The organism is Hydrogenophaga sp., assembly GCF_051860785.1.
Lineage (GTDB): Bacteria > Pseudomonadota > Gammaproteobacteria > Burkholderiales > Burkholderiaceae_C > Hydrogenophaga.
Window position 1 is genome coordinate 37608 of the sequence record NZ_JBIMLB010000003.1, and the last position, 11712, is coordinate 49319.

Annotated in this window: 11 protein-coding genes; 7 read left to right on the forward strand and 4 right to left on the reverse strand. The window is 65.4% G+C overall.

Annotated elements, in window-relative coordinates:
* Window positions 1–11: 11 nt before the first annotated feature.
* On the reverse strand, window positions 12–512 hold the full coding sequence (gene rraA / locus ACTIF6_RS05415) for a ribonuclease E activity regulator RraA (RefSeq protein ID WP_439586984.1): 501 nt from the start codon (window positions 510–512) through the stop codon (window positions 12–14).
* Window positions 513–795: 283 nt separating this feature from the next.
* On the opposite strand from rraA, the gene ACTIF6_RS05420 reads away from it, so the two are divergent.
* The 4 genes from ACTIF6_RS05420 to ACTIF6_RS05435 all read left to right on the forward strand — a co-directional run bounded on the left by ACTIF6_RS05420 (window position 796) and on the right by ACTIF6_RS05435 (window position 6249).
* Window positions 796–1230, forward strand: a complete 435-nt coding sequence (locus ACTIF6_RS05420) for an SWIB/MDM2 domain-containing protein (RefSeq protein WP_439518670.1) — start codon at window positions 796–798, stop codon at window positions 1228–1230.
* Window positions 1231–1372: 142 nt separating this feature from the next.
* Window positions 1373–3205 carry an adenylate/guanylate cyclase domain-containing protein gene (locus tag ACTIF6_RS05425; RefSeq protein ID WP_439586985.1) on the forward strand — a complete coding sequence of 611 codons (1833 nt, stop codon included), beginning with the start codon at window positions 1373–1375 and terminating at the stop codon, window positions 3203–3205.
* A 180-nt stretch (window positions 3206–3385) separates the two neighbouring features.
* A complete protein-coding gene (locus ACTIF6_RS05430) occupies window positions 3386–4318 on the forward strand; it encodes a phosphatase PAP2 family protein (RefSeq protein ID WP_439586986.1) in 933 nt (310 codons plus the stop codon).
* Window positions 4315–6249, forward strand: a complete 1935-nt coding sequence (locus ACTIF6_RS05435; protein ID WP_439586987.1) for a S8 family serine peptidase — start codon at window positions 4315–4317, stop codon at window positions 6247–6249. The genes ACTIF6_RS05430 and ACTIF6_RS05435 overlap by 4 nt, the downstream gene beginning before the upstream one ends.
* A gap of 3 nt (window positions 6250–6252) precedes the next feature.
* On the opposite strand, the gene ACTIF6_RS05440 is transcribed toward ACTIF6_RS05435, so the two are convergent.
* The 3 genes from ACTIF6_RS05440 to ACTIF6_RS05450 form a co-directional block, all read right to left on the reverse strand.
* On the reverse strand, window positions 6253–6903 hold the full coding sequence (locus ACTIF6_RS05440; protein WP_439586988.1) for a Crp/Fnr family transcriptional regulator: 651 nt from the start codon (window positions 6901–6903) through the stop codon (window positions 6253–6255).
* Window positions 6904–6909: 6 nt separating this feature from the next.
* Window positions 6910–7623, reverse strand: a complete 714-nt coding sequence (locus tag ACTIF6_RS05445) for a helix-turn-helix transcriptional regulator (RefSeq protein ID WP_439586989.1) — start codon at window positions 7621–7623, stop codon at window positions 6910–6912.
* Window positions 7624–7718: 95 nt separating this feature from the next.
* Entirely contained in the window at window positions 7719–9425 is a 1707-nt protein-coding gene (locus ACTIF6_RS05450; protein WP_439586990.1) for a thiamine pyrophosphate-binding protein, read from the reverse strand.
* A gap of 39 nt (window positions 9426–9464) precedes the next feature.
* Here ACTIF6_RS05450 and ACTIF6_RS05455 point away from each other — a divergent pair, with 39 nt between their 5' ends.
* The 3 genes from ACTIF6_RS05455 (at window position 9465) to ACTIF6_RS05465 (ending at window position 11712) form a co-directional block, all read left to right on the forward strand.
* Entirely contained in the window at window positions 9465–10115 is a 651-nt protein-coding gene (locus tag ACTIF6_RS05455) for a TetR/AcrR family transcriptional regulator (RefSeq protein ID WP_439586991.1), read from the forward strand.
* 76 nt (window positions 10116–10191) lie between these two features.
* On the forward strand, window positions 10192–11199 hold the full coding sequence (locus tag ACTIF6_RS05460; RefSeq protein ID WP_439586992.1) for a Bug family tripartite tricarboxylate transporter substrate binding protein: 1008 nt from the start codon (window positions 10192–10194) through the stop codon (window positions 11197–11199).
* Window positions 11200–11220: 21 nt separating this feature from the next.
* Window positions 11221–11712: a tripartite tricarboxylate transporter TctB family protein gene (locus ACTIF6_RS05465; RefSeq protein WP_439586993.1), complete on the forward strand. Its 492-nt coding sequence runs from the start codon at window positions 11221–11223 to the stop codon at window positions 11710–11712.

The window sequence follows — 11712 nt, forward strand, 5'->3', positions numbered from 1 at the left end:
GCGCGGCCTGCCTACAGCTGCCGGTCCGCTACCACGATGCCGTCTTCGTCGGCATAGAGCCAGTCTCCGGGTCGCACCCACACGCCCTGGATGCGCACCGCCAGATCGCGTTGGCCTTCGTTGCGACGCTCGGTGGGCAACGGCATGCTGGTCAGCGCGAAGATGCCGGTCTGGCATTGCGCGAGTTCAGCCACATCGCGCACGCAACCATCGATCACCACGCCGGCCCATCCGTTGCGTGCGGCCGCAGCACCCAGGTTGCCGCCGAGCAGCGCACGGCGCATGGAGGCGCCGCCATCGACCACCAGCACCTGCCCCTCACCGGCGCTCTCGACCGCCGACTTCACGAGCGAGTTGTCCTCGAAGCATTTGATGGTGACCACCGGACCGGCACAGCGCGTCACCGCGCCAAAGCTTCGCCACACCGGCGGCAGCACACGAAAGGCGCCGCTGGTGTCGTTCTTGTGCGCATCGCACAGGTCGCAGGTGGGGATGAAAAGCGTTGAAGTCATGGACAAACTCGCAAAAGAACACGGGAAAAAGCCGTGAAGAATTGAAGCAGAAACTGTGCGTGCGCCACAGGGGAGAAACATCCCGGCGCGGGCGCAGAGCGCGCGCCGGTCACGCAAGTGTTGTTTTCCCGGCCAAAAACCGCCTCTCCCCCTGCGCAAAGCTTGAAAAAACTGCGCTCTCCATCTTGGATTGCGGGTGCATCTCCATTAGCATCCGAGACACCAGCGAGAAAGCGCGTTTTCCGCTGGGAAAGCAAGTCAACTTCTAGAAGGAAATTCAACCATGGCAACTGCGAAAAAAGCTCCCGCTAAAAAGGCGGCTCCGGCCAAGAAGGCCGCTCCTGCGAAGAAGGCCGCTCCGGCCAAGAAGGCTCCGGCGAAGAAAGCGGCTCCGGCCAAGAAGGCGGCTCCTGCGAAGAAAGCGGCTCCTGCCAAAAAGGCGCCGGCCAAGAAGGCCCCTGCCAAGAAGCGCACCCCCAACGCCGCGTTCATGAAAGCGCTGACCCCCAGCGCCGCCCTGGCCGCGATCGTGGGCAGCAGCCCTCTGCCGCGCACCGAAGTCACCAAGAAGATCTGGGACTACATCAAGAAGAACAAGCTGCAGGACTCGGTGAACCGTCGCATGATCAATGCCGACGCAAAGCTCAAGGAAATCTTCAAGAAGGCCCAGGCCTCCATGTTCGAAATGACCAAGCTGGTCAACGACCACCTGAAGTGATCCTCTCCCGCGTGCCCCATAGGGGTGCGCAGGTTCCCAGCAAAGCCGGCGCTCGCCGGCTTTGCTGTTTTTGCCGGGGAAGTTGCCGACGCTGGCACGGACATGTGAGAAACTGCAACCAGATGAAAATACCCCCACAGGCATGACCCCGAGCACCCAATCGTCACCCCCGACACCTACCGTCCTGCACGAGGAAATGTCGGCCGTGCCGCCCCTGCCGCAACAGCGCCACAAAGTGGTGCTGGTGATCGATCTGGTGGAATCCGTGCGCCTCATGGCCGCCAACGAAGCTGCCGTCATCAACCAATGGCGTGGTTTCATGCATCACGCGACCACGCAGGTGCTGCCAGCCTGCCACGGTCGTCTGGTCAAAAGCCTGGGCGATGGCCTGCTGGCCGAGTTCGACCAGCCCACCGAAGCGGTCCAGGCGGCACTGGCTCTGCACCGCTACTTCGCTCCGCTCAACGAGACGCTGCCCCCGCCTCAGCAACTGCACCTGCGCGCGGGCATCAACGCCACGAACCTCTACGTGGATGAGAACGACGTCTATGGCCAGGGCGTGAATCTGGCCGCGCGCGTGGCAGACCTTGCCTCGCCCGGTGAGACGCTGGTCACCGCCAGCGTGTTCGACAACATCGTGATCGGCGTGGACGCCGAGGTGGAGGACCGGGGAGAGAGTTATCTCAAGCACTGGCCCGAACCGGTGCGCACCTGGCTGCTCTACCCGGTCTCCAGAGACTCGGCTGCCGTGCGACCGCGCGTGCCCGAAGGCGCGGCCGCCGACTTCCGGCCTTCGATTGCGGTGATACCGTTCGAAACGCGAAGCCACGCCGCTGAGCAGTACGTGATCGGCGAACTGATCGCCGATGGCGTGATCGCGCAGCTCTCTCGCAGCCAGAACCTGCGCGTGATCTCGCGCATGTCCACCACGGCATTCCGGGGCCGCCAGCGAACGGCCGACGAGATCGGTCAGTGCCTGGATGCGTCCTTCGTGCTCGGCGGCAGCTATGTGACCTATGGCGACAAGGTCGTGATCATGGCCGAGCTCTCCGACAACCGCCGCGGCGAGGTGATCTGGGCCGAACGCCTCACCGGCAGTACGCACGATCTGCTGGAGACACAGAGCGACCTGCTCGACACACTCTGTGGCGCCTGTGCCAAGGCGCTGCTGAACGAACTGGTGCAACGCACGCTGGTGCTGCCAGTGCCACGACTCGACAGCAACGCGCTGATGCTGGGCGGCATCACGCTCATGCACCGCTCCACGCCGCGCGACCTGCAGCGCAGCCAGCAGCTGCTGGAAGCCGTGTTGCAGCGCCACAAGCGCGTGGCCACTCCCTGGGCCTGGCTGGCCAAGTGGCACATCATGCAGGTGGTGCAAGGTCTCTCCGGGGAACCCACGCGAGACTTCAAGCGCGCCATCGACACGGCCGATCGTGCGCTTGACCTCGAACCCTCGAGCTCGCTGGCCATGGCAATCAAAGGGCATGCGCTTTGCCACCTCGGTGAAGACGTGGAGGCGTCACGCCGCCTTCTGCAGGAAGCGACGCAAAACAACCCGAACGACCCCATGGCCTGGCTCTACAGCAGCGTGTGGTCTGTGATGTGGGGCGATGGTGAGCATGCCGTTCGCGAGGCTGAAAATGCACTGAATCTCTCGCCGCTGGATCCCCTGCGCTTCTACTATGAAATGAGCCTTGGAGGTTGCTATGCAGCCGTAGGCCAATGGGACAAAGCGATCGAAGCCAGCCGAGCCTCCCTCCGACGCAATCGCTACCAGCTGCCTACACTTCGATCCTTGTTGATTGCCCAGTTTGAAAGTGGTCTTCTGTCGCAAGCACAGGAAACGCTGACAGAGCTGCGCACCCTCGACCCCGGATTGACTGTCGCCAGATATCTATCGGTCGGCCGCGAAAGCAATTTGCGACGAAGAATTGCCCAAGTCATGACCAGCATGGGCGTACCTTATCAATAAACTTTCTTGGAGGAGTCTGCTATGAGCGGTGGTTGGAGCGGTGGTTGGAGCGGTGGTTGGAGCGGTGGTTGGAGTGGCGGCTGGAGTGGTGGCTGGAGCCAAAGCGGAGGAGGACCTCCCTCCATTCCGGAAGCACTTATTCTCAGTCGTGCCGCTATCGTCGGGCCATTCAACGGGGCGGTGCTGCACGTCAACGAGCCCGGTTTCAACCAACCGGCCAATCTCGCGCTCTGGGCCGAAGGCCCGCGCCATGAGGCGTGTTTCAGCGAACTCGTCGAGGGTCTGTTGTTCAAGACCCGCTCCGGTCCGAAGGACGCATCGCTGGAATTCGCCAACCTGCAGGCCAGCAACATCCAGCGCAAGACACTGGTTCGACTGCGGGCTCCCAGCAAGGCGCAGTTCCAGAAGCAGCTGGATCTGGTGGCCGCGTACGCCGATCTCCGCGCCGACCGCGCGGTCGAGATCGTGGACCAGAAAGTGCCACCCTTTGCGTTCTGGTCCGCCGTGGCAGGCCTCACGCCGCACCGCCACAAGAAGACGCTGCAACTCCTCGACCTGGTGTTCTCGCTCAGTGTGCTGGTGGAGATGCGCTTCAAGCAGATCTTCGCCAGCATCCGCCCGGTGCAGTTCTCGCCGCAGATCCAGCCCATGATCGAGACGCCTGGACACGGCAGCTGGCCCAGCGGCCATGCCACCGAGGCGTTTGCGGTGGCGGTGCTGCTCGAGGCCCTGATGAACCATGCACCGGATGCAGGCCATCCACCCAATGGAAGTCTCAGCCACGAGCAACTGCAGCGCCTGGCCGCGCGCATTGCCACCAACCGCGTGGTGGCAGGCGTGCACTATCCGGTGGACAGTGCGGTGGGCCGGCTGCTCGGCACCGCGCTGGCCGAATTCCTGGTGGCACGCGCCACCGGCACGCGTGTGCACGAGCGCGGATTCGACGGACGCCTGTTTGAAGGTGCCGACGGCGCACCGCTCGATTTCAGCCTGCACCAGTCCATGGACCACACACACGGCAACGCCTACACGCGGTCGGCGGGCACCCTGAGCGTGGGCAACGCGCCCTTGCTGAACTGGCTCTGGGAGGAAGCGCTCAAGGAGTGGAAATGAGCGCCATCGACTGGACGCCGCTGCCCACCGGTGTCTTCACGGGCATTCCCTGGAGCGCGCCAGGCGAGATCGACGGCCAGGATCCCTATCTGGCCTGGGCAGAAGCCGACCACTTTGCGGGCTACCACCGCGGCCGCGGTCACAAGCCACCGAAGTGGTTGCCCATCGTGATCGAGCTGACCGCAGGCACCGACGTGCCCGCGCTGGTGGCCGCCTCGTCCACCGCCTGGCTGCAGATTCCGCGTGTTTACCTCAACGTGCCTGGGCTGCGTTTCTGCAGTGCTCGCGTGAAGCCGCGCTTTTTCCAGCGCATGCGCGAGAGCGCCCACTTCAACAGCCTGATCGAGCGCATCGAACTCGGCCTCCCGGTGGACCAACATGCCAACACCATCATCGATCCCTGCACCCACGGCTGCCATCCCATCGCGCCACGGCACCTGCTCACAGGCCCTGTGATGGGCTTGATCGACGGCGGGCTGGCGGTGGCCAACAGCGCTTTCCTGGCCGCGAATGGTCGCACCCGTGTGAAGCATTTCTGGCGCCAGGACGCGTTCCAGAATGGCAACTGGCCGGGCAACCAGCCGCGCCACCGCCAACCCCTGGACCCGGAGCGCGCCGGCCCGACACCGCGCGACATGGGCTACGGCCACGAGCTTTCGGGCGCCGCCATCGACGCGGCCATGGCGTTCTACACGCGCCATCACCAGTTGGACGAAGAGGCGCTCTACCAGCACCTGCAGCTGTGGGACCTGAGCAAGCCGGTGAACCACGGCACGCATGTGGCCAGCCAGGCCTGCGGCGCTGGCAACCTGCTGCAACCCAGGGACGACGAAGCCAGCCGCTGCGACATCGTGGCAGTGAAGCTGGACTGGTCCAACGTGCTCGACACCTCGGGGGGTGCGATGAACGTGAGCGTGCTCGATGGCTTGATGTACATCCTGGCGCGCTGCGCGCCGAGTGCTGAGGTGGTGGTGAACATCAGCTGGGGCACGCTGGCCGGGCCGCATGACGGCAGTTCGATTCTCGAAGCCGCCATGGACCAGTTGATCGACCTGTACGACGGGCGGCTGAGGATTGCCGTGCCCGCAGGCAATGGGTACCAGAGCCGGACGCATGCCAACGGCAAACTGAAACGCAGCCAGCCGCAGCACCTGCACTGGCGCGTGCAGCCCGACGACCGCACCCAGAGCTTCCTGGAAATCTGGCTCGGCGATGGGGCGGAGAACGTGCACATCACGGTCACCCCACCGGGCGGTGGCCCCGCCCTGCCCTTGCGCAGCATGGGCGAGTCGGGCCTCTGGCTGGACGAGGACGGGGAGCCACTGTGCTGCTTGATCTTTCCCCAGGATTCCGCGCTCGGTCGCCGAGGCACCTGTGCGCTGCTCGCCATCGCCCCCACGTTCAGCCGACGCGCGGGCAAAGCCACGGCGCCTTTCGGTGCGTGGCAGGTCACGCTCACCCACACAGGCGGCAAGCCGGTGGTGTGGGACGCCTACATCGAACGCGACGACGTGGCGCTCGGCGTCAACACCGGCGCGCGTCAGTCGTACCTGGAAGACGAGTTCTACGACACCAGCGGCAACATCCACTCGTTCGTGGACCATCCCACCAACCCGAGCCTCATCCGCCGCAGCGGCACCTTCAACAGCCTCTCGACCGGCCAACGCACGGTGAGCGCGGGTGGCACACGCCGGCACGCCTCACCCAGCGGGCACTTCGCGCTCTACTCGCCGCGCCGACCCGACCCGGACGCCAGCCGCCCACAGCGGCCTCATGTGAAGAAGGTGCCCGACACGCTCTACCCGAGCGACGACAACCCGGCCTTGTGGGGCGTGCTGGGTGCAGGCAGCCGCAGTGGCAGTGTGGTGCGGCTGGCGGGCACCAGTTCTTCCGCGCCACAGCTCGCGCGCGACATGATCAACGGCGGCTGAGTTTCACCACCGGGCTGGCAGCGGTTTGACCAGCCAGATCCAGCGGTCGCGCACGGCAATGTAGGCGCCCGTCTCCAGATCTTTCAGCAGACGGCTCACCATCTCGCGCGAGCAGGCGAGGTGCTGGGCCATCTGCTGGTGGGTCAGGCGCTCGCTCAGGCAGCGCTCGCCGTGCTCGTTGGGCTCACGGGCCATCTCATTGAGCAGGCGCACCAGCCGGCCATACACGTCGATCAGGGCCACGCTGCGCGCGCTGTCGGTGGCCAGGCGGGCGCGGCGGATCAACCGGGCCATGAGCTCCAGCGCGAACTCGGGATGCGCGGCAATGTAGTCAAGCAGCGTGGCGCGTGAAACGACGGCACAGGTGCTCGCCTCTGCAGCCTCCACGTTGGCCGAGCGTGGCCCGCCATCGAGCGACATCTCGCCCACGTACTCGAGCGGTCCGTACATGCCCAGCGTGAGTTCACGACCCTGGTTGTCGGCCACAAACGCGCGCAGCCGGCCTTGCAGCACGATGTAGAGTGTGTCGCCGGTCTCGCCCTCCTGGATCAGCAGCGCGCCGCGGCGGTACCGCCGCGCAACGCCAAGGGCGGCCAGGGCTTCAATGTGGTGGGAACTGGGGGAACGGGTCAGTGCGACAGCGGCAGCAGGCATCCGGGCTCACGGGTGGGAAAACTCCGTGGCATTGTGCGACATCGGCGTGATGATGCGCAAGGCGGGCACCACCGGCGGCAGGCTGTTGACGCGATGCAGGAGCCGACGGATGCTGGGCGCCCCGGCTTTCTCGCGCAGGGTCTTGATCTGGCTGCGCACGGTGGACTGCGCCACGCCATGCTGGCGCGCGATCTCTGGAATCGCCAGGCCTCGGCACAGGCCCATGAGCACCGCTTCCTCGCTCGGGCTCAGGTTGAGCGTGCGGGCAAACATGCGCACGGCCAGGTTGTCGCAGGTGCTCTGGCGCGACAGCAGCACCAGCACCGAAGGCGGGTCTGCCTCCAGCGGGTGACTCAGGGGGGTGAAAGCCATCGAGAGCTCACGATCGCCCTGCGCCATCAGCAGCAGCTTGCGTTGGCCGCGGAAAGAGGATTCCATGGCTTGCTGGATCTGCCCGGTGAAGCCGGCGTTGCTGCCGAGCAGGTTGTTGCCATAGGACATGATCACGCGCCCGCTGGCCAGCTCGTGCCGCGCCAGGTGGTTGGCGTGCAGGATGCGGCCCTGCGCATCGATCACGAGCATGCCGTAGTCGATCTCGTCGAACACGCGCATGAGCACGTGTTGATCCACTTGGGGAGGCCTGGGTCCGGAGGACTCCGGCGGCGTCTCGATGCCGATGCCGCCGCTGCGGCTCCAAACCGTGTCATTTGTCTGCCACATGCCGATCCCCTTTCAGATGGATGGGCCAGTCTAGGCAGGCGGTGTGGAATCAGGGTGTGTGCAGGTACCCCACGGTTTGTGATGTATTCACATTGCTAGCTGGAAGCCGCGCGCAGGGCGCTCTGACGGATGGCGCTCAAAGTACCGCGCGTGGTGATCACGTCCACGTCGATCATCACCTCGATCAGGCTGCCACCGGGTGCGGCCAGGGCGCGCAACAGCGCGGGCTCGAACTCGGCGGTGTGGGTGATGCGCTCGGCGGCGTAGCCGTAGGCCTGCGCCAGCGCGCAGAAATCCGGGTTGCTCAGGCCAGAACCACTTTCGCGCGCCGGGTACTCGCGCTCCTGGTGCATGCGGATGGTGCCGTAGCTGCCGTTGTTGAGCAGCAGCACGATGCTCTTCGCGCCGTGCTGCACGGCCGTGGCGAGTTCCTGGCCGTTCATGAGGAAGTCACCGTCGCCAGCGATGGTGAACGCCGTGCGCCCGGTGAGAATGGCCGCGCCGATGCCGGCCGGCACACCGTAGCCCATGGCACCGTTGGTGGGAGCCAGCTGGGTCTTTTTCCCTTTCACCAGGCCGTGGTAGCGGAAGAAGCGGTGCAGCCAGCTCGCGAAGTTGCCGGCGCCATTGGTGAGCACGGCGTCGGCAGGCAGGTGCTGCTGCAGGGTGTGAATGACGGCAGGCATGTCGATGGTGCCGGGCAGCACCACGCCCCCGTTGGCCGGGTCGATGTTGGCGAGGTAGTCGGCGTGGGAGGCCTGCGCCCACGCACTCCACGGCACATCGGGCGGTGCGGTGAGCACTTCCAGGCTGCGGGCCGCCGCGTTCATGGTGGCGTTGATCGCCAGCGTGGGCCGGTAAACCCGACCCAGTTCCTCGGCGCTGGCGTGCACATGCACCAGCTTCTGCTTCGGCAGCGGCGCCTCGATCAAGGTGTAGCCGCCCGTGGTGGACTCGCCCAGACGCGGGCCCAGGGCGATCAGCAGGTCGCTCTCGCGCACGCGTTTCGCCAGCGCCGGGTTGATGCCCAGGCCCACGTCGCCGGCATAGAGCGCGTGGTGGTTGTCGAAGGTGTCCTGGAAACGAAAGGCGTTGGCCACCGGCAGTTGCCAGTTCTCGGCAAAGCGTTGCAGCGCCGCGGCGGCCTGCGGCGACCAGCCACCGCCACCGGCAATGACCAGCGGGCGCTCGCTGGCCAGCAGCAGGGTGCGCAGTTCGCGCAACGCGCCCGGATCGCTCCAGGCCTGCACCGGCTCCACGCGGGGCAGCGGCTCGGCGTCCACGGTCTGCGTGAGCATGTCTTCGGGCAGCACCAGCACCACCGGGCCGGGCCGTCCGTTCATGGCGGTGGCGAAGGCACGCGCCACGTATTCGGGAATGCGGCGCGCGTCGTCGATGCGCTCCACGCGCTTGGCCATGCCCTTGGTGCTGGGGCCGAAAAACGAGGCGTAGTCCACTTCCTGAAAGGCCTCGCGGTCGCGCGCATCGCTGGCCACGTCGCCCACAAAAAGCACCATGGGCGTGGAATCCTGGAACGCGGTGTGCACGCCGATGGACGCGTTGGTGGCGCCCGGTCCACGTGTCACAAAGCACACGCCTGGGCGCCCTGTAAGCTTGCCCTGTGCCTCGGCCATGAAGGCCGCGCCGCCCTCCTGACGGTTGGTGACGAACTGGATGCGCCCCGCATGGACGTGGAAACCGTCGAGCACGGCAAGGTAGCTTTCACCCGGCACGCCAAAAGCGTGTGTGACACCCTGCGCAATCAGGCATTCGACAAGCAAGTGGCCAGCGATCTGAGGCATGCGATTGACTTTATTAACTCATTGGTGAATTATGGTGGCATGAGCTCTGCACCCACACCCCTGCTGGAAGAGCGCCTGCGCGACGCAGACCGATCCCAGAATACCATCCTGATGGCGGCCCGCGACGAGTTCTCGGAGCACGGCCTGGGCGGCGCGCGAATGGACCGCATCGCCGAACGCGCCGGCCTGAACAAGCGCCTCATCTACTACTACTTCGAGGACAAGGAAAAGCTGTTCCAGGCGGTGCTGGAGCAGGTCTACCGCGACATCCGGGAGGAAGAGCAAAAGCTCAACCTGTTGCACCTGAAGCCTGAGAGTGCGGTTCGCCGGCTGGTGGAGTTCACCTGGAACTACTACCTCGAGCACCCCGAGTTCCTCACCCTGCTCAACAGCGCCAACCTGCACCGCGCGCGCCACCTCCAGCAGTCCGAGCGCGCCCGCCAGCTGAACTCCCCGCTGGTGGCCACGCTGGGCGAGATCCTGGAGCGCGGCCGCGTGGAAGGCACGTTCCGCGGCGGCATCGACCCGGTGCAACTCTACGTGTCGATCGCCGGCCTGTCCTACTTCTACCTCTCCAACAACCACACCCTCTCAGCCATCTTCGGGCGCGACCTCATGACCCCCAAGGCGCACAGCGAACGGCTCTCGCACATGTGCGACGTGATCCTAGGGTATGTCCTTAGAAGCTGAACGATCGGGCGCCTTGACGCTGGAATTCGCGCCTCCTACGATTCACCAGTCAGTGAATTAACCCTGGAGACAACGCATGAAGACCGTCCTGCCCTTTCGCCGCCTGTTGATCACTTCCCTGCTGGCCGTGGCTTCGGCCAGCGCCATGGCCCAATGGAAGCCCGACCGCCCGATCACGCTGATCGTGCCTTGGGCACCCGGTGGTTCCACCGACCAGGTCACCCGCGTGACCGCCGCCGAGCTGGAGAAGCACCTCGGTCAGAAGATCGTCATCATGAACCAGCCCGGCGCTTCGGGCTCGGTGGGCACCAAGAACGCGATGGCAGCCCCTGCGGACGGCTACACCTGGACCGCTGGCGGCGCCAAGGACCTGGGTACCTACAAGGTGCTGGGCATGCTCGATACTTCCGCGGCCGACTGGAACCTCTACCTGAACGTGGCGCACATTGCGGTGGTTGGCGTCAATGCCGACACGCCCTACAAGACCATGCCCGAGCTGCTGGCCGCCATGAAGGCGAATCCGAACAGCATCTCGGTGGCCACCGCCGGCGTGAACTCCAGCGGCCACTCGGCCATCGAAGCGCTCTCGCGCGCGGCCGGCGTCACCTACAAGCACGTGACCTACGACGGTGGCGCACCCGCTGCCGTGGCCGCCGCTTCCGGTGAAACGCAGGTGACCACCCAGCTCGCCGCCGAGCAGACCGACATGATCCGCGCCAAGAAGATCCGCCCACTGGCGGTGGTCGGCGACAAGTCGATCGAGATCGAAGGCTTCGGCACCATCCCGCCGCTGTCGCAGTTCATCCCGGGCTTCAAGGACCCCATTAACTACTTCGGCATCTTCGTGCCCAAGGCCGCGCCGCCCGAAGTGAAGCAGACGCTGGACAGGATCTGGAACACGGAGATGGTGAAGAGCGACGCCCTGAAGAAGTACGCGCAGGCGCGCGGCGCCATGTTCGCACCGATGGCGGGTGATGACGCACAGAAGGCGGTGTTCCCAGCCATCCAGTCTTACGCCTGGACACAGCAGGCCGCCGGCAAAGCCAAGGTGTCGCCCGACACCGTGGGCATTCCCAAGCCCTGATACCAACACGCGGAGCCGGACATGAGCGAGGGCGGAAAAACCGCCCGCTCCGACCTCTGGGGCGGAGCGGCGTGGATGGGCTTTGGCCTGTTGATCGTGGGTGCATCGTGGCGCATGGACCGCTACGAGAACATGGGCGCGGTGCTCTACACCATGCCCGGCTTCGTGCCCGGCATGTTCGGGATCGTGATCGCGCTTCTAGGCCTGGTGCTGATCCTGCGTGGCTGGCGACTGCAGGTTCGGGAGACAGCGTCCGACGACACACCCCAGCCCTTGTTCAACGCGCGGGTGCTGATCACGCTGTCGCTCTCGCTGGTGTACGCAGGCCTCCTGATCGGACGCGCGCCATTCTGGCTGGTCACCGCGCTGTATGTGACGGCCTTCGTCGCGCTGTACGCGCCTGAGACCCATACGCGCATGCGGCGCGCCGTCGTGTCCATCGCGGCCGGGGTCATCACCTCGGCGGTCGTCACGCTCGTGTTCCAACACATCTTCCTCGTCCGTTTGCCCTGA